At 61.0% G+C, this 17,998-nt stretch carries 17 protein-coding genes and 1 pseudogene; 8 read left to right on the plus strand and 10 right to left on the minus strand.

Annotated features, from left to right (window positions below):
- Positions 1–56: 56 nt before the first annotated feature.
- On the minus strand, positions 57–1,481 hold the full coding sequence (locus ABIE53_RS20150; RefSeq protein ID WP_192699756.1) for a putative bifunctional diguanylate cyclase/phosphodiesterase: 1,425 nt from the start codon (positions 1,479–1,481) through the stop codon (positions 57–59).
- Positions 1,482–1,733: 252 nt separating this feature from the next.
- Between ABIE53_RS20150 and ABIE53_RS20155 the strand changes: the two genes are divergently transcribed.
- Entirely contained in the window at positions 1,734–2,684 is a 951-nt protein-coding gene (locus ABIE53_RS20155) for a LysR substrate-binding domain-containing protein (protein ID WP_006049467.1), read from the plus strand.
- 81 nt (positions 2,685–2,765) lie between these two features.
- Here the strand turns inward: ABIE53_RS20155 and mctP are convergent, their stop codons facing one another.
- Both mctP and ABIE53_RS20165 read right to left on the minus strand, forming a co-directional pair.
- On the minus strand, positions 2,766–4,247 hold the full coding sequence (gene mctP / locus ABIE53_RS20160) for a monocarboxylate uptake permease MctP (protein WP_192699755.1): 1,482 nt from the start codon (positions 4,245–4,247) through the stop codon (positions 2,766–2,768).
- Positions 4,244–4,441, minus strand: coding sequence for a DUF3311 domain-containing protein (locus ABIE53_RS20165; protein WP_006049469.1), 198 nt, complete (start codon positions 4,439–4,441; stop codon positions 4,244–4,246). Before ABIE53_RS20165 ends, mctP begins: the two co-directional genes overlap by 4 nt.
- A 276-nt stretch (positions 4,442–4,717) precedes the next feature.
- On the opposite strand from ABIE53_RS20165, the gene ABIE53_RS20170 reads away from it, so the two are divergent.
- The 3 genes and pseudogenes from ABIE53_RS20170 to ABIE53_RS20180 all read left to right on the plus strand — a co-directional run bounded on the left by ABIE53_RS20170 (position 4,718) and on the right by ABIE53_RS20180 (position 7,396).
- Positions 4,718–6,139 carry a cache domain-containing protein gene (locus ABIE53_RS20170; protein WP_192699754.1) on the plus strand — a complete coding sequence of 474 codons (1,422 nt, stop codon included), beginning with the start codon at positions 4,718–4,720 and terminating at the stop codon, positions 6,137–6,139.
- Positions 6,136–6,784: pseudogene (locus tag ABIE53_RS20175) on the plus strand (response regulator). The gene ABIE53_RS20170 and the pseudogene ABIE53_RS20175 overlap by 4 nt, the downstream one beginning before the upstream one ends.
- Positions 6,785–6,826: 42 nt before the next feature.
- Positions 6,827–7,396: a hypothetical protein gene (locus ABIE53_RS20180; protein ID WP_192699753.1), complete on the plus strand. Its 570-nt coding sequence runs from the start codon at positions 6,827–6,829 to the stop codon at positions 7,394–7,396.
- A gap of 40 nt (positions 7,397–7,436) precedes the next feature.
- Here ABIE53_RS20180 and ABIE53_RS20185 read toward each other — a convergent pair whose 3' ends face one another.
- From ABIE53_RS20185 to ABIE53_RS20195, 3 genes are all read right to left on the minus strand, one after another.
- Positions 7,437–7,922: a hypothetical protein gene (locus ABIE53_RS20185; RefSeq protein ID WP_053860047.1), complete on the minus strand. Its 486-nt coding sequence runs from the start codon at positions 7,920–7,922 to the stop codon at positions 7,437–7,439.
- 27 nt (positions 7,923–7,949) lie between these two features.
- Entirely contained in the window at positions 7,950–8,735 is a 786-nt protein-coding gene (locus tag ABIE53_RS20190) for an H-NS family nucleoid-associated regulatory protein (RefSeq protein WP_192699908.1), read from the minus strand.
- 257 nt (positions 8,736–8,992) lie between these two features.
- Positions 8,993–9,331 carry a hypothetical protein gene (locus tag ABIE53_RS20195; RefSeq protein ID WP_029966658.1) on the minus strand — a complete coding sequence of 113 codons (339 nt, stop codon included), beginning with the start codon at positions 9,329–9,331 and terminating at the stop codon, positions 8,993–8,995.
- 247 nt (positions 9,332–9,578) lie between these two features.
- On the opposite strand from ABIE53_RS20195, the gene ABIE53_RS20200 reads away from it, so the two are divergent.
- Positions 9,579–9,884, plus strand: a complete 306-nt coding sequence (locus ABIE53_RS20200) for a hypothetical protein (RefSeq protein ID WP_053860044.1) — start codon at positions 9,579–9,581, stop codon at positions 9,882–9,884.
- Positions 9,885–9,999: 115 nt separating this feature from the next.
- Here the strand turns inward: ABIE53_RS20200 and ABIE53_RS20205 are convergent, their stop codons facing one another.
- From ABIE53_RS20205 to ABIE53_RS20220, 4 genes are all read right to left on the minus strand, one after another.
- Positions 10,000–11,073, minus strand: a complete 1,074-nt coding sequence (locus ABIE53_RS20205; protein ID WP_029966662.1) for a DUF6765 family protein — start codon at positions 11,071–11,073, stop codon at positions 10,000–10,002.
- A gap of 221 nt (positions 11,074–11,294) precedes the next feature.
- On the minus strand, positions 11,295–11,693 hold the full coding sequence (locus ABIE53_RS20210; protein ID WP_029966664.1) for an FKBP-type peptidyl-prolyl cis-trans isomerase: 399 nt from the start codon (positions 11,691–11,693) through the stop codon (positions 11,295–11,297).
- Between the two features lie 57 nt (positions 11,694–11,750).
- Positions 11,751–11,909 (minus strand): hypothetical protein, encoded by a 159-nt coding sequence (locus ABIE53_RS20215; RefSeq protein ID WP_376915938.1) that lies wholly within the window; start codon positions 11,907–11,909, stop codon positions 11,751–11,753.
- Positions 11,902–12,516 carry a carbon-nitrogen hydrolase family protein gene (locus ABIE53_RS20220; protein ID WP_376915940.1) on the minus strand — a complete coding sequence of 205 codons (615 nt, stop codon included), beginning with the start codon at positions 12,514–12,516 and terminating at the stop codon, positions 11,902–11,904. Before ABIE53_RS20220 ends, ABIE53_RS20215 begins: the two co-directional genes overlap by 8 nt.
- Positions 12,517–12,834: 318 nt before the next feature.
- Between ABIE53_RS20220 and ABIE53_RS20225 the strand changes: the two genes are divergently transcribed.
- From ABIE53_RS20225 to ABIE53_RS20235, 3 genes are all read left to right on the plus strand, one after another.
- The gene (locus ABIE53_RS20225) at positions 12,835–15,492 is read left to right on the plus strand and encodes a ligase-associated DNA damage response DEXH box helicase (RefSeq protein WP_192699751.1); all 2,658 of its coding nucleotides are present in this window, start codon (positions 12,835–12,837) and stop codon (positions 15,490–15,492) included.
- Entirely contained in the window at positions 15,489–16,151 is a 663-nt protein-coding gene (pdeM, locus tag ABIE53_RS20230; protein WP_029966668.1) for a ligase-associated DNA damage response endonuclease PdeM, read from the plus strand. The genes ABIE53_RS20225 and pdeM overlap by 4 nt, the downstream gene beginning before the upstream one ends.
- A gap of 341 nt (positions 16,152–16,492) precedes the next feature.
- A complete protein-coding gene (locus tag ABIE53_RS20235) occupies positions 16,493–17,881 on the plus strand; it encodes an FAD-binding oxidoreductase (protein WP_029966670.1) in 1,389 nt (462 codons plus the stop codon).
- Positions 17,882–17,998 lie beyond the last annotated feature (117 nt).

Raw genomic sequence — 17,998 nt, forward strand, 5'->3', positions numbered from 1 at the left:
TTTATGAAATCATTCTAGAAGTCATGGCCGAAAACGCCAGCCCTCTCGCGCATTCGTTATCTCGGCATACGCTTTCTCCTGAAGCGGTCCCCGTCCGATAATCTGCCGGCGCAATCGGCCGCGGTTCCAGGGCGGCCGAACAGATAACCTTGCAGCGCGTCGCAGCCCATCTCGCGCAGCATGACTGCCTGCTGTTCAGTTTCCACGCCTTCAGCCGTGACGCACATTCCGCATGCATGAGCCATTTTCACGAGCGCCTCTGCAATGGCAGCGCAATCCGTGTCGTCCGGCAAACCGGCGACAAACGAGCGGTCGATCTTCAGGCCATGCAGCGCAAAACGCTTCAGATACGACAGCGACGCGTAGCCCGTGCCGAAGTCGTCGATTGCGAGCGTGACGCCTAGTTTGGCCAGCGCGGCCATCGTCGCGCGCACGGTGGCATCGTCCGGCAGCAGAATGCCCTCGGTGATTTCGAGCTGCAAAGCGGAGGGGTCGAGCCCGCTGTTCGCAAGGCACGCAGCGACACGTTGCACGAGCCGCGCGTTGAACTGCACCGGCGAAATATTCACGGACACACTGACATCCGGCGCGATGCTCCAGCGCCAGTTCGCGACCTGTGCGCAGGCCTGCTCGAGTACCCAATCGCCGATGTCTTCCATCAAGCCCGCCTGTTCGGCAATCGGGATGAATTCGGCGGGGGCCACGTCGCCAAGTTCGCTGCTGGTCCAGCGCAACAATGCCTCCACAGCTATGGTTTCGCGCGACGCCGCCGCCACGACTGGCTGATACGCAATTGTTAATTCGCCCGCCTTGAGCGCATCGCGCAGCCGGTTCTCGATCGCAAAGCGGCGCTGCGCAGCCTCTTTCATATCGCGCGTGAAAAAGCACACGTTGCCGGGTGCATGGACTTTCGCGCGACGCATCGCGGCGCCGGCATCGCGCATCAGCAGCGACGCATCGCGAGCGCCGTCGTTGGAGCGCGCAACGCCCACCGACGCACTCACGCGATACTCGCGCCCCGCGATCACGAACGGCTCGGCGAATAACGCGAGCATCTGTTGCGCGAAGGCAGCTAGCATCGGCATGTGACCGTGATGTTCTGTAACGATCAGAAACTCGTCGCCGCCGATCCGCGCAAGCAGATCGTTCGTGGCGAGCGCGCGCGCGAGCCGCTGGGCGACGCTGCGCAACAGGCGGTCGCCGAGATCGTAGTCAGCAATGTCGTTGATCCTGCTGAAGCCATCCACGTTGACCACCAGCATTGCCACACGCGCCGCCCGCGCAGACTTCAGAAGCTGTTGAGCGCGCCCTGTCGCGTACGCGCGGTTATAGACACCCGTGAGCGAATCGACAAACAAAGCATGCACGAGCCGTCCAACCGCCACCCTTTGCACAGTAGGGCTTTTCAATGTCGCGTCGTCATGTGCGAAGTGCAATGGAACGCCGGAAGCGCTTGCCGGCACGGAAACTTGCTCGGTCATCATTACACTCCTATGCTAGGCATTACGCATTCAGCAGACAGCTTGCCGTTTTATGCATGCAGCTAAATTTTTATAGCCGTCGAGACTACGAGGTGTAGAGCTTTATCGCGCGAGAAAAAACACGCGCCGCCATGCGGTAGCCGTGCCTCCACGATATTCCCGCATAGGCCGCTTGAGAACGCGCCACGCCGGTGAACGCGTAAAGCAACGGCAAACGCTTTACCACACGCGGTATAAACCGCTGGGCCACAAATGAAAATTCATCAGCTACGCGCCCTCATCGCCATTGCCGATGCGGGAAGTGTCAGGGGTGCCGCGCGAACGCTCAATTCGTCGCCGGCGGCCGTAACGCAAAATATTCAGCAATTGGAAGAAGCGGCACACGTTCAACTCGTTGTGCGCACATCGTCCGGAGTGACGCTCACCGAATGCGGGCAAACCCTGCTTCTGCATGCACGGCTCGTCGCCGCGCAAATGGTGCGTGCGCATCAGGCGATGGACGCAATGCGCGGCGAGCCAAGCGGGCGTCTTTCGATTGCGGTGACCGCGTGGGTCGCATTGACATTTCTGCCCGAAACAGTCGCGCGCTTTCGCGCCAGAATGCCGGCAATACAACTGGAGTTATTCGAAGGCTTACTCGCGATCGCGACACCGCGCTTACGCGACGGCAGTCTGGACATTTATGTCGGGCGTCAATCGCCGAGTGTCTCTGCATGCGATTTCAACTATCAGCCGCTGTTCGCCACGAGCCGCGCGGTCGTCGCACGCCTGGGTCATCCGCGCGCGGAATCGCGTTCTCTCGCTGAATTGCTCGACGACGACTGGCTGGTTGCGCTCGATCCGGAAACCGAGGGGCATGCGCCCTATCAGATGTTCTCCCGCTACGGATTGCCGGTGCCGCGCAGCATCCACTTTCTCCATTCGCTCACCGTGGCGGTCGCATTGCTCAAGCGCACGGACATGGTGAGCATTTTTCCGTGGCCGCTCGTCGAACTCTGCGCGGCGCGCGACGGTTTGTGCGCGATCCCCTTGCGCGAAGAACTCGAGGACTCGACAGTCGGCATCATCACGCGCACGGGCGAGCCGTCCGATGCAGCGTCGCAGTGCTTTATCGATTGCCTGCTCGAAACGATCCGCGATGAATCGTGGGGCCGCACGACGGAGATTCGCCGCGCCATGCAATCGGTGGAAGTGCTCGTTTAGCGCGCCTCGCTCGCTTTAAATAAAAAACGCCGCGAGCCCGAAGGCCCGCGGCGTCAATAACACTCGATCCGTAAAGAACGATCAGGCGGTCACGGCCACTCGCCGCGGCGACAGCGCCGACACGACGAACGCCACCACGATGTTCGCGACCAGTGCGATCAGGCCGATATAAACCGGATACACGGCGTCGCCGAGATGCAGTGCGAACACCGGCTTGAGCCCTTGCGAAATCGCGAGCGACGTGCCGAGCAAAATACCGACGAGCCAGCCGCTGAACAGACCCGGCGTATTCAGGCGCCGCGTGTACAGCGAGAACACGATAGCCGGGAAGATCTGCAAGATCCACACGCCGCCGAGCAGTTGCAGGTCGATCGCATATTGCGTCGGCAGGAACACGATGAACAGCAACGCGCCGAACTTCACCACGAGCGACACGACCTTCGCGTTCGCCGCCTCGGCTTCAGGCGTGATGTTCGGCGACACCAGCGGGCGCCACAAATTGCGCGTGAACAGATTCGCCGCGCCGATCGACATGATCGCTGCCGGAACCAGTGCGCTAATCGCAATTGCAGCCGCCGCAAAGCCGACGAACCACGACGGGAACAGCGTATTGAAAAGCGCCGGCACGATATCCGAAGCCGACTTCACATGCACGCCGGCCGCAATCGCCATATAACCGAGCAGCGCGATCAAGCCGAGCAGCAGCGTATAAGCCGGCAGGAAGATCGCATTCTTGCGCACCGTTTTTGCCGAAGAGGACGAGAGCACCGCCGTCATCGTGTGCGGATACATGAAGGCCGCGAGCGCCGAACCCAGTGCGAGCGATGCATACGCGGTGAATTGCGTCGGCTTGAGAATGATGCCGGTCGCGCCGCCCTTCGCCTTGAAGTAGGTATCCGCTGCGTCGAACACATGCGCGTAGCCGCCGAGTTTCGCGGGAATCAGCCACACCGCCGCGATCACGACGATGTAAATCATGATGTCCTTCACGAACGCGATCATCGCCGGGGCGCGCAAGCCGCTTGCATACGTGTACAGCGCGAGAATCACGAACGCGACGATCAGCGGCAATTCGCCGGTCACGCCGAGTCCCTTGATCACCACTTGCATGCCGACCAGTTGCAGCGCGATATACGGCATGGTCGCCACGATACCGGTCAACGCGACCGCGGCCGGAAACCACTTGCCGCCGTATTCGCCGTGCACGTAGTCCGCTGCCGTGATGTGGTTCTTCGCATGCGCGATTTTCCACAACTTCGGCATCACCGCGAACACGAACGGGTAAACGATGATCGTGTACGGCAACGCAAAGAAACCATATGCGCCGACGGAATACACGAGTGCGGGTACGGCGATCACCGTGTAGGCGGTATAAAAGTCGCCGCCGACGAGGAACCAGGAAATGACCGTGCCGAACTGCCGGCCGCCCAGACCCCATTCGTGCAACTGCGTGAGGTCGCCGCGTTTCCAGCGGGCGGCAAAGAAACCGATTACCGTGACAAGCACGAAGAATGCGATGAAGACGGTCATCGCCACCGGATTGACGGGGTTCAGGTCGCTCATTTGACACCTCGGTACACGACGTAAATCAGTAGCGAGGTCAACGGCACCCACAAGAACTGATACCAGTAGAAGAACGGAAAACCGGCGAACGACGGACGCGTGTCGTTATAGAACGGCAGCCACAAGAGCGCGATATACGGAAGCAAAAGAATGAGCCATAGCCATGACCGGCCGGCGGATGGGGAGGTCTCCATGTACATCTCCTAGGTCTATTATTGACACCACGCATCCGGACTTGTGATCCGGCGCGCGGAAATCCGGTAACGGGTATTCGTGTGAAATACCCGCGCAGTCATCTGCCGAAACCGGAATCTGCTTTTGCGCACTGCCGACGCATGAGCGCGAAAACGTCCGCAAGACGCAATGCGCCGCGGGGATGTAGTATTCGCCTTCGTAAGCGTCCTCACAAGCGCGCAACTACGTAAGCCGGCTACGTATTACTACGTAGTCCACTGGCCGTCTTTTCAACGATGAAACTCAAAGCCAAGATCGTCTTGCTGGCTATCGTGCCCTTTCTCGCGGCTATCGCCAGCATCGAAATCGGCGTGCGCCGCGAAGCGACCGCGCTCGCGCAAACACAGCACGCGACGACTCAGGCCGCGTACATGGCGAGCAAGGAAATCGAGCTCAAGCATTACGTCGAGTTGGCCACGTCCGCGATCGCGCCGCTTTACGAAGCCGGCGAAGATAACGCGCGCGACGACGCGCTGCGCCGCACGCGCGCGCTCGACGTGCTCGAGAAGATGGACTTCGGCAAGGACGGCTATTTCTTCGTCTACGACATGCATGGCCGTTCGCTCATGCATCCGCGCGAGCCGCATCTCGTGGGACGCGATTTGTCGGAACTGCGCGATCCGCAAGGCGTGCTCACCATCCAGAAGCTGCTCGCCGCGGCATCGCAAGGCGGCGGCTATGTGCGCTATCTGTGGCATCGTCCGTCGACGGGCAAGCTCGCTTCGAAACTCGGCTACGTGGTGCCTCTCGAACGCTGGGGCTGGATGATCGGCACCGGCATCTATCTCGACGACGTCGACACGACCCTCGCGCATATCGACGAGCGCGCGGCGATCAATATCGATCGCACGATGATGTGGATCGACGCGATCGCACTTGCGGGGCTCGCCGCTATCGCGCTGTGCGCGCTCGTGCTCAACGTCACCGAATATCGCAGCGCCGACGCAAAGCTGAAGCGGCTCGCGCAGCAGGTGGTCGAATCGCAGGAGAACGAACGCGCGCGTCTCTCGCGGGAATTGCACGACGGCATCAGCCAGATGATGGTGTCGGTGAAGCTGCTGCTCGAATCGGCGCTCGCGCGTTTCGAGCGCAGCGAAACGCGCGTGCCCGCCGCGGAAGCCGCGCTGTCGACCAGTCTCACGCGTCTCGGCGACACGTTGCGCGAAGTGCGGCGTATTTCTCATGCGCTGCGCCCGTCGATGCTGGACGACCTGGGCGTCGCGGCAGCCATCGAGCAACTCACGCGCGAACTGAGCGAACAGTCGGGCATTGAAATCGGCTTCGCGCAGATCACGCATACTCACGCCGCGGTTTTAACGGATGCGGTAAACACCGTTCTGTTCCGCATTGCTCAGGAAGCGCTGACCAACATCGTGCGCCATGCGCGTGCGTCGAACGCGGCGCTCTCGCTGGAAGTGTCGAACGATGCCGTCACGCTCACAATCGCCGACAACGGCAGCGGTTTCGATGTCGCGCACGCGTTTGTCGGCCGCCGCTCGGGCGTTGGGCTGCGCAATATGCGCGAGCGCGTGGAAGCGTTAGGCGGCACGCTTGCGCTCAACTCGCAGCCTGGCCATACGCTCGTCACCGCGCGTGTTCCGCTCGTCGCCGGTACAACGGAGCCTCATAAGCAGAGCCTGCAGGAAGCGTCTTCATGAACGACATCTCACACCCCATTGCCCGTCTGATTCTGGTCGACGATCATCCGCTCGTTCGCGACGGCTTGCGTGCGCGGCTCGAAGCGGTACGCAACCTGGAGGTAGTCGGCGAAGCAGGCAATGCACAGGAAGCGCTCGCGCTCGCCGCGAGCCTGGAGCCTCACCTCGTGCTGATGGATGTCGGCATGAACGGAATGAACGGCATTGCGCTTGCCGGCATGTTTCATGAGCGATTCCCCGCGATTCGCGTATTGATGCTGTCGATGCACGACAACCTCGAATACGTCACGCAGGCAGTACGCGCGGGGCGCGAGCGGTTATGTGCTGAAGGACTCGCCGTCGACTGAGATCATTCAGGCGATTAGCGCCGTGCTCGACGGAAAGACGTATTTCAGCGCGGGACTCGGCGCCCGATTGATTCAGGCTTCGGCGATGCAATCGCCGGTTGAACGGCTCACGCCGCGCGAACGCGATATTCTCGATGCACTCGCCGAGGGTTTGTCGAGCAAGCAGATTGCTCAACGCAACGATCTGTCGGTGCGTACTGTCGAGACACATCGCCTGAATCTGAAACGCAAGCTCGATATTGAAGGCCAGGCCGAATTGATCAAGTTTGCGGTCGAGAACCGGCGCACGAGCCGCTAATAAGAAGAACGTCTCGCTGCGCAACGAGTGGAGACAATCAGCATGACACTGAGACGATTCACGCCGCGGCCGGCGAGTGCATTGCAATGCGCGGCTTTATGTCTATCGTTGCTTTCCGCTCTGTCTTTCGCTCACGGCGAAAAACAGCGGATCAATCGCGGACACGACCCGTTCCTTCAGATTTCCAAAGCCATTGACGGATGCCCAGCGCCGCTCGGTCCACTCGAAACCGAACAGGAATGGCTCGCCGACAGTCATTACCGCATTGAACGCGGCAACAGTTGCTGGATAGAAGGCCGTTGCCGCTTACCCAACGCTTATCTGTACGACAAGGAAATTGCGGAGGCCGTGCAGCGGCGTCTCGCCAATATCAATGCCGCGACTCATTGGCGCGAACATTCGACGCTTTGGCTCACGCTGCAACGTCGCTTTGTCTATGTGGAAGGCTGCGTATCGCCTCGCTTCGACACGCAGGCGTTCCTCAGCGAACTCGCCAAAACTGCGGACGTCGAGCGCGTAATCGACAATACGACGACTAACCCGCGCGCCCCGCAATTGCCTTATAGAACACTTGCAGAACCGGAGCGCCCGGTACTCGATCCGGGCAACTAACTTGGCGCGCGGCAAACAGGCAGCGCCGCTCTGGATGGATCTACCGTACGAGTGCGAACGCCTCGCGGCTTGCGATTTCAGCCGCGCCGTATACACCGACCAGCGTGTAATCGGACGCTATGCACTCGAACGTGGACTCCAGAAACGTAATGACGAAATGACGCTTCGCCAGTTCCGGCAATGACACTGCGGCGAGTTCATCGACAAGAGAAGAGTTGATCACTTCTTGTGCGGCAAAAGCGGCCAGACCTTGCGACGCGAGCGGATGAATCTCGAGATCGCCATCGCCCGGCGGCCCTAGCCGATGAAACACCGTGTCGGGGAATAACACTGCGCAGAAGGGATCGTCGTCGGGATCGAACGGACCGAACCGCTCGAAGTCGGATTCCGCAATCGGATAAGCGAGAATCACGCGGCGATCGCTCGCGACAATGAACGGCTCCGCTGCGTCGGCTGCGGGATGAGGAACTGAGTCCAGCAGGAGAACCTGATCCTCCTGCTGGGGCGATTCATGTACGCTCGTCATGTACTTCGCTGTGCCAGTGCAGTGCGCTTATGCGCTCGCCGCGGTCGACGCGACCGGTGCCGCAGCGGTCACTGCGGGTTGCGAACTTGCGGCTTTCTTGCGGCCCGGAAGTTTGCTCGCGGCTTTGCTTGCTGCCTTTTTTGCGGTGACTTTTCGCGCGGCGGTTTTCTTTGCAGCGGGTTTTACCGCAGCTTTTTTAGTGGCAACAGATTGACTACCCGCCCGCGCCTTTTTCGCCACAACCTTTTTCACAGCCGCGGATTTCACTTTGCCGGCCTTGCCCGCCACCGACGCTGCGCCGCCGTCGATCAGAAACCTGCTGCGATCCTTCACCGATGCAAGCCATGCAGGCGCCGGGCCGCGTCCGCTCCAGGTCGCGCCGGTTGACGGATTGCGATACTTCGGCGGTTGCGCGCCTTTCGGCTGACCTTTGGCTTTCGCGTTGTTAGCGGCAACGCTGCCCCACTTCGATTCGCTTGCGCCGTCGATCAGAAACACGCTGCGGTCTTTCACGGTTGCAATCCAACCGGGCGCGCGGCCGTGTCCGGTCCAGGTCGCACCGGTTTTGTGATCGCGATACTTCGGAATCTTCTGTCCGGCCGCCGCGGCTTTTGCGTTGCCGGCATGGCCGTTAAGGCCCTTGGCCGCGCGCCGCGCTTTTGCTTGCGCTTCGATGTCGGCGGTAGTCAGGCCGTGCTTAAGCATCAATTCGCGAATCTGGTCGATTGCGACTTGCGCTTTCCTTGCAATAAGGGCGTCAGCTTGCGCCTGGAGCTTCTTAAGCTTTGCCTGGATTTGCTCTAACGTGGGCATTGAATTGCTCCTTATGTGGTAATCGAACGAACTATGCCATGAATAACGTGGGAACGGCATAGCCGGATGGCCATAAAAAACCGAATTCTGACTTGCTCTACGCGTGCGGAATACAAAAAGTTCTCTTCGATGCAATCGATAGACGCCTTTAGCATGCATTCGTTCTTTGCCTGTGCCACTTTTTATGGACTCTTTATTACGCGTTGCTTCTTTGTTTATTCCGACACTCTCTTTCTTTCCAATTGTTGCCGGATAGCTCAGGTCGGGGTAAAAACGACAACCTGACGGTCCGCAATGTATCTGACGCTGCGCAAAAAGCGATACTGCTGGCCATCGGCGGTGATCCGGTTAAGTCCTATGCGGGTCAGCGCGAGAATCTCGTCAGCCTGCTCGGCCTGTACCACGCCCTCATCGCGCAAATCTTCCAGAGAAGCGGACGGATCGCCTATATAAACACTGCGCACGTGCGCGCCAATTCTCATGAGAACGACGCTTTCGCCCTCGTCGAGCGCCAGTTCAAGATAGGCCGCCAGAATTCGCAGCGACTCGGGCGTGCAAGTCTGGGCCTGATAGATCGCGGCATTCGATGGCGTCATGTCGGTTCCCCGTCACCTGTATCGAGAAAAGGCGGCACTGTGCATTGCGGCAAGAGCCGCTTCTACTATAGGCAAGCATTCGGAGATTCAAAGGCTTCGAGTTCATTTTTTAACGCCGCAGTGGCCGTAACCGTGCGTTACCAATCTCGCAGCGCTGTTTCACCTGTGTCGTGGGCACGCTTCTACACTTCAACCGTCCATCGAGACAAAGCTTTGGCAGCGCACTTCAAGTGCAAGGAGAAGGGAAATGAACAAGAAGATCGTTGGCGCAGCACTCGGTCTGGCAGTTCTCGCCGCATCGTCGGTTGCTTCTGCCCATGTGAATCTCGCCGTCGGCGTCGGCATTCCGGTCGGCGTCTATGCGCCGCAGCCCGTTTATGTGGCGCCTCCGGTTGCGTACGGCCCTGCCCCGGTCGCGGTAGCCTATGGCGGTTATCGCGCTTATGACGGCCGCGACGCGTGGCGCGAACGCCGCGAATGGCGGGAACGCGAATGGCGCCGCGAGCACTGGCGCGAGCATGAATGGCGCGAGCGGCAACGCTGGGGTTATTGAGGCGGCGCCATCGCTTTGAGCGTTGTGGCGGTCAGTACTTTCATCTGAAACCGGGCCATAAAGACATAAAGAGGCCGCCCGCGTGGCGGTCTCTACTCATTCGCGCATGAACGCATCATGCGATTCGCAAGCCGTGAGCCGGCAGCACTTCCTGAGTCGTCACGAAACGGTGCTGTTTTACCGCGTCATGAAAGAGCCGGTAGTCGCTCTTTTCGAATGCCTCGCTCCATACGGGCTTTTCGCCGGAGTCGTCTTCCGCGCGAAGACCGGTGGCTTTGTACTTCCATGAGCCGACTCCCTTCGGCACGTAGTCCGGAATGGCCTCTTTCAGGCCGGGAATGCCGCCCTCCTTCACGAACTCGCAGATCGCCCGCAACCGCTCGTTGTCGTCCATGATCCGGTTGGTATCGAGCAATTCGGTGAGCGTCGCTTTCACGTTTTGCGGCATGCCCTCTTCGTTTTCGAAGTCTTCGCGCCCGGCCACATACGCGCGAACCGCGCGGCACGCCATGTCGGCGGCTTCGACAAACTCCGGCAAGTTGTGTCGCTGTATGAACATATTCCTGCCGTCGATGTAATGCCACTTCGCCCACGGCTGATCGGGATAATGCAACGCGGCGCCGTGGCCCACAGGTAGCGCAAGCGTCAGCACATCGGCTTCGACGTGCTGCACCAGGTGCTGCATGGCGAGCGTGAGATTCTCGAGCCAGCCCGTGCGCGTGCAATCTTGCGCCTCGAGAGAATGAACCCGGTTGCCCGGACTTTCGATGCCCGCGAACCCCTGATGCGCCCACGTATCCACATACGTATGCAGCGTCACGCCGAGACGATGCAAGCCCATCTCCGTGCTGCGCTGCCGGATGGCGCGCCGCACCACCTCGCGCGCGACCGCGCTGTCCGCGCGGCACACGGCTTTTTCGTCGAGCGTCGCGCCCTCTCCTGCCGGCAGAAAATGAAACGGCGCCCACACGAGCCGGTTCTGGTCGTTCTCTGTATTCGCATAGTCGAAGGTCTTGTGCGCGGTGGCGAAGCGTTCGAACGTCTCGCCGCCCTGAAAACGCAGGATGCCCGGCGTGGTTGCATCGTCGACATACTGGCACGCATGGGCGACGGTCAGCGCCTGGCTCGGCGTCATTCCGCCAACTCGCGCGACGATATAGACCACGCCGTAATGAAAGTCGATATTCATGGCAGATTCTCCTCATGCACGATGAATGACTACAACAGCACTGGTAAACGAGCGAGTAGGCGGCGAGTTGAAAAGACGTCGTTCTTTATTGCCCTACGCGGTGTTGTCGTGTTTTATTCCATCCTCTATCCGACTGCGGGCCACGGCGGGCCACTGCAGCCCATAAAAAAAACCCCGCTACGTTATCCGTCGCGGGGTTGCGTTTCAGCGCACGTCGCGCCTTATTTGACGATGTCGACCAGCTCGACTTCGAACGTCAAGTCGCTGTTCGGCGGAATCGTGCCCACGGCGCGGCTGCCGTAGGCGGTGGCGGCCGGGCACGTCAGTTTTGCCTTGCCGCCCACTTTCATGGTTTGCACGCCCTGCGTCCAGCACGGAATCACGCGGTTCAGCGGGAACGTTGCCGGACCGCCGTGTTTCGCGGACGCGTCGAATTCAGTGCCGTTCGCAAGCGTGCCGCGATAGTTGACCTTCACGACATCGGTGGCGGCCGGCTGCGCGCCGGTGCCTTGCACGAGGTGTTCGACAACCACGCCCGAAGGCAGCTTCTCAGTAGAAGCGGCAGCCATCGCCGTCGACGAAAGTACAGTAGCGGCAAGCAGAGCAACGATAGATTTCAAAACGAATCTCCAGATGGGTAGTACGGTTCATTCTAGCGCACGGAATAGAGCGCGCTGCTAATCCAGCCGCAGCACCGCAACGTTATCGGCCGCCATATCGCCATGCGCGACGAAATCCGCCAGCGCCGTTTCCCGTTCGCGAACGTCGGCAAGCACGGCCGGATCGAGCCGCGCGACGATGACTTCTTCCCGTTCGCGGCTGGCTTCTTCAATCACATCGCCATAGGGACTCCAGACTGCGCTCGCACCGCGATGTGTCCCAGCCGCCGGTCATGCCGACATGATTCGACAGCAACACATACATCGTATTGTCGAACGCGCGTGCGGGGAACCAGATGCGCGACTGGTGATAGCCGGACTTCACGCTAAAGAGCCCGCTCACTAGGTAGGCGTGCGCACCGTTTACCGCCGCCATGCGCGCGTGCTCGGGAAAGCCCGAGTCGTAGCACACGCCAAGTGCGAGCCGCCATCCGTCGAGTTCGAGCATGCAGCCTTGCGTGCCCGGCCGGTAGATTTCCGCTTCGCTTCTATATAGATACTGCTTGTGATACGGCTTTGCGTCCTCGCCGCGGCAATCGAATACGAGCGACGAAATATGCAGGCCGTCCGCGCCGCGCGTGGCCGCGCCGACAATTGCCGCAATGCCGCGTCGGCGGCAAATCTCGCGGATCGGATCGAGACGTGCATCGGCGAGTTCGAATGCATATTGCGCTGGGTCGCCGGCGATCAGGCCGGGTTCATAGCCGCTCAGGAACTTCTCGGGAAAAACCACCAGTTGGGCACCGCGATCGGCGGCAAGACCGGTCAATTCGACCGTCTTCATGATGTTTGCCGTCACGTCTCCGCAAACCGGTTGCGCTTGCGCGGCCGCAATTTGCAGGGGTGATCGGGGCAACGCTGCGAACTTGTTATTCACCGTCAACTCCGTTATTGAATCGAGCGCAGGTTCAGCGCGGACCCGCTTGCCGATGGCCAATGACGGGAGCCCGCGCGTCTGAAGCGAGGCATTTAAACATGGACTGCGGCGGCGTGTCAGCGCAATTCTCTTGAACCAGCGCTTTGCGCGCGCGGTCCACGTAGATGAGGCACGGCGAAGTATCGTCGTGCGCGACCCGATGCCAACGAGCGCTTTCAACTTTCAATGAACGAGCCGGTCGATCCCGACAAGCAGGACAGTGCGCCGCCTTCGGCCGTGCCGGAGCGACCCCGCGCGCCACGGCCGCGACGCATTCCGCGCAGCCGCGAGCAACAGGCGCGGCTCGACGCTCGCGAGCCGGCATTCGAGCCGCTGCCGTTTTCCATCGACGAAGAGGCGGCGCGGCGCCCTTTCGCCGGGAAGCTGCATGCGTGGTTCGAAGCGCGGCGTTGGCAGCCGTTCGATTTTCAGCGCGAGGTGTGGCGCGAGATGGAGCGAGGCGCGAGCGGCTTGCTGCATGCAACCACGGGCGCGGGCAAGACGTGGGCCATCTGGTTCGGCGCGCTTGCCGCGTTCGCGCGAGCCGTACCTTCCCATTCAGCGGCGACGCGTCGGCGCGCCACAAGCATGCAGCCCGAGCCGCTCACCGTCCTCTGGATCACGCCGATGCGCGCCCTTGCCGCCGATACGGCGCGCGCATTGCAAAGCTCGGCGATCGAACTGGCCGTGCCGTGGACGGTGGGCTTGCGAACCGGCGACACGTCCTCCGCGGAACGCGCGCGGCAAAACCGGCGCATGCCGTCAGCGCTGATTACGACGCCCGAGAGCCTGTCGCTGATCCTCACGAGATCCGATTCGCGCGAAGTACTCTCGCACGTAAAACTCGTGGTCGTCGACGAATGGCATGAACTGCTCGGCAACAAGCGTGGCACGCAGACACAACTGGCGCTGGCGCGGCTCGCGCATTGGCGGCCCGATTTGCAGATATGGGGCTTGTCGGCGACGCTCGGCAACCTTCCCTTCGCCGCCGATGTATTGCTCTCCCCGGTCAGAACCCCGCGTGTCAGCGTGCACGGCAAGCTGCCGAAGGCATTGATCGTGGACACGGTTATTCCCGAGACCATCGAGCGATTTCCGTGGGGAGGTCATATGGGCATGCGCCAGGTCGAGGCCGTGGCCGATGCAATCGGCGAGGCGCAGACATCGCTCGTATTTACCAACACGCGCTCGCAATGCGAAGTCTGGTATCAGGCGCTGCTCGAAGCGCGTCCGCAATGGGCCGGCGCAATTGCGTTGCATCATGGTTCGCTCGATCAGGAAGTGCGCGAATGGGTCGAGCGCGGCTTGAAGAACGGCTTGCTAAAGGTCGTTGTATGCACATCGAGCCTGGATCTCGGCGTCGACTTTCTGCCTGTGGAGCGCGTGTTTCAGATCGGCTCGCCGAAAGGCGTCGCGCGTTTGATGCAGCGCGCGGGCCGCTCGGGTCATGCGCCGGGACGGCCGTCGCGCGTGACCATCGTGCCCACGCACGCGCTGGAACTCGTCGAAGCGGCCGCCGCGCGCGAGGCAGTCACGAAGCGGCAAATAGAAAGCCGCGAAACGCCGGACAAACCGTTTGATGTACTCGTCCAGCACCTGGTGACAGTGGCAATTGGCGGGGGCTTCGATGCGCGCGATCTCTACCACGAAGTTCGCACGACGTACGCGTACCGGCAACTAACGCAAGATGAATTCGATTGGGCATTAGGTTTCGTCGAAGGCGGCGGCACCGCGTTGCGCGCGTATCCGGACTACCACCGCGTGGTGCGCGAAAACGACGGCCTGTACCGCGTGCCGCGCGAAGATCTCGTGCGGCGCCATCGCAACAACGTCGGCACGATCGTCGCGAACGGCACGCTGAATGTCGCGTATTTGGCGGGCGGCCGCATAGGCGCAATCGAAGAATCGTTTATTTCGCGGCTGAAACCCGGCGATATTTTTACCTTCGGCGGACGTGCGCTCGAATTGATTCGCGTGCAGGACATGACTGCATGGGTCAAACGCGCGACGTCCGCACGCGGCGCGATGCCGCAATGGGCAGGCAGCCGCATGCCGCTCTCCTCGGAACTCGCCGAGGCCACGTTGACGATGCTCGCGCGTGCCGCCGGCGGCATCTATGACGAACCCGAGATGCGCGCCGTTCGGCCGCTGCTCGAATTGCAGCAGAAATGGTCGGCTCTGCCGCAGCCCGGTTTGCTGGTGGCCGAAGTACTCAAGTCGCGCGAAGGGCATCACTTCTTCTGTTATCCATTTGCCGGGCGCACCGCGCATATCGGTCTTGGCGCATTGCTCGCCTGGAGAATCGCGCGAGAGAAGCCCGGTACTTTTTCTATTTCAATGAACGACTACGGTTTCGAGCTGTTGTCCGCGCAACCATTCGACTGGGCCGCGGCATTGGAGAGTGGATTGCTCTCGGCGGAACAACTCGATCACGACATTCTGGCGAGCCTCAATTCGTCGGAGTTGTCTCGACGACGTTTCCGCGAAATTGCGCGCGTGTCGGGGCTCGTGTTTCAGGGACATCCAGGGCAGCAGAAAAGCGCCCGGCAATTGCAGGCCTCCAGCGGCCTTTTCTATGAGATCTTCCGCAATCATGACAGCGGCAATCTGTTACTCGATCAGGCTGATACCGAAGTGCTATTGCAGGAACTCGACGCTAAACGCATTCGTAGCGCGCTCGAACGAATGAATGCGAGCCGCCTCGTTCTCACGCATCCGAAAAAACCGACTCCCTTTGCGTTTCCGCTTATCGTCGGACGCCTGCGCGAGAAAGTAAGCACAGAGAAGCTCGCGGATCGCGTACAGCGCATGCTCGCGGAACTCGAGAAGGCGGCCCGCGTATGAAGCCTGCGTCGTTGCCCGTTGAAATTGCCGGCCATCCGCTCGTGCTGTCGAGCTTGCGCGCGGCCTTCGATCCCGCGCTGCGCTGTCTTTTCGTCGCCGATGCGCATTTCGGCAAGGACGCCGTATTTCGTGCGCGCGGCGTGCCGGTGCCCATCGGTTCCACTGCCGACAACCTGATGCGTCTGGACATACTGATCGCCGAATTCGAACCGTCCACGCTCGTCTTTCTCGGCGATCTGCTGCATGCACGCGAGGCGCACGCCGAAGAGATTCTCGATGCATTGCATGTCTGGCGCGCGCGGCATCCGAGTTTGCGAATCTTGCTCGTAGAAGGCAATCACGATCGGCATGCGGGCGCGTTGCCTGGTACGCTCAATGTGGAACTTGTGCTGGAGCCGTGGCGCGTTGGACCGTGGGCGCTGTGTCATCACCCGCAGACCGTCGACGGCGCGTACGCGCTCGCCGGCCATCTGCATCCTGTCTATCGAATCGCGACGCGCAACGACTCGGTTCGCGTGCCGTGTTTTCGTTTCGGCGTGCAAGGCGGCGTGCTGCCCGCATTCGGCAGCTTTACCGGCGGTGCGCGCGACGACGGCCGCGTGAGTGGAGAAAGGGTTTTCGTCGTGGCTCACGACAAGGTCATTGAAGTGCCGCGCTGAGCCTTTCACGCAACGCGCGACTCACGCGAGTTTCGTCATACCTGTCACGCCAGAACTCCGCTATTAGCAGAGTTCGCCAACACTTTCACACGCGATCTTTTCCGCAAGCACATGCACCATTCGCGGCGCCGGCATTCCGTTGTCGGCGATACACGCTCGCAAAGGCACGCTGCGCGTGCTTCGCAGCAAACAGCGAAGCGCACGCGGGTTTACGTGCGTTTGAGTAGCGCGAAGCTCGCCGTTTACTGGACGCTGAACCAGGCTGTCAACATTATTTCGGTCTGCTTGGGTCACGCCGACAGCGCTTGAAAAAGCGCCCTTACAACACCAGGAGACAAGCCATGGCTCAAGTGTCGAGCAGCGCCATCGAAGAACTGAAAACCGCCATACGTGGGCAGCTAGTACTGCCCGACGATCCCGGTTTCAACGAAGCCCGCAGCATCTGGAATGCAATGATCGACTGCCGCCCGGCGATGATTCTGCGCTGCGCCGGCGTCGCCGACGTGCGTCGCGGCATCGCGTTCGCGCGCGCGAATGATCTGCCGCTCGCGCTTCGCGGCGGCGGTCATAACATTGCCGGCAGTGCGCTATGCGAAGACGGTCTCGTGATGGACTTCTCGCAGATGAAGTCCGTGCGAATCGATCCGATCGCAAGACGCGCGTATGTGGGACCGGGCGCAACGCTCGCGGACTTCGATCACGAAGCGCAAGCCTTCGGACTTGCAACACCGCTCGGCATCAATTCGACCACGGGCGTCGCGGGCTTGACGCTCGGCGGCGGCTTCGGCTGGCTCAGCCGCAAATACGGCATGACGATCGACAATCTGATTTCAGCCGACGTGGTCACCGCCGAAGGCGAACTGCTTCGCGCCAGCGCCGAATCGAATGAAGATCTGTTCTGGGCGATTCGTGGCGGCGGCGGCAACTTCGGCGTGGTCACGTCGTTCGAATTCGCGCTGCATTCCGTCGGACCGATGGTGTACGGCGGGCTCGTCGTGCTGCCGTTCGCCGAGGCGAGAGACGCGCTCGTCAAATATCGCGCGGCAGCCGCGCAGATGCCCGACGACCTGAGCGTGTGGGCAGTGCTACGGCTCGCGCCGCCGCTGCCGTTCCTGCCCGCCGAAGTACACGGCAAGCCGGTGATCATCTTCCCGATGTGCTACACCGGGCCGATCGCGAACGGTCCTTCGGCGGTCGCGCAAGTGAAGACGTTCGGCACGCCCGTCGGCGAACATCTCGGCGAAATGCCGTATGCAATGTGGCAACAGGCATTCGATCCGCTGCTCGCGCCCGGATCGCGCAACTACTGGAAGTCGCACAATCTCGCCAATATCGACGATGGTCTGATCGATGCACTGCTTCAGTCGATCGAGAATCTGCCTTCTCCACAGTGCGAGATTTTCTTCGGGCAGATCGGCGCGCAAACGCAACGCGTGCCGGTGAATGCGACCGCCTACTCGAGCCGCGACACGCAATACGCGATGAACGTGCATGGCCGCTGGGAAGATCCCGCCGACGACGAACGTTGCATCGCGTGGGCTCGCGCATTCTTCGAGCAGGCAGCGCCGTTCTCGCTCGGCAGCGTCTACGTGAACTTCATGACGCAGGAAGAAGCGGGCCGCGTCGCCGATGCATACGGCCCGAACTTCGAACGGCTCGTCGCGGTTAAGAGCCGCTACGATCCGCACAACCTCTTCCGTCATAACCAGAACATTCGTCCCGCCATGTAATGCGTGGCAGCGAATAAAGGAACCCGCGGAGGAACCCGCTGAGGAACCCGCGCGAGTCTCAGCGCGGATTCCTCGCACCCGACGCATGAATGTCCCTTTGCGCGGGCGGCATGGATC

The sequence above is a fragment of the Paraburkholderia sp. OAS925 genome (assembly GCF_040543975.1).
In the GTDB taxonomy this organism is placed as follows: Bacteria; Pseudomonadota; Gammaproteobacteria; order Burkholderiales; family Burkholderiaceae; genus Paraburkholderia; species Paraburkholderia graminis.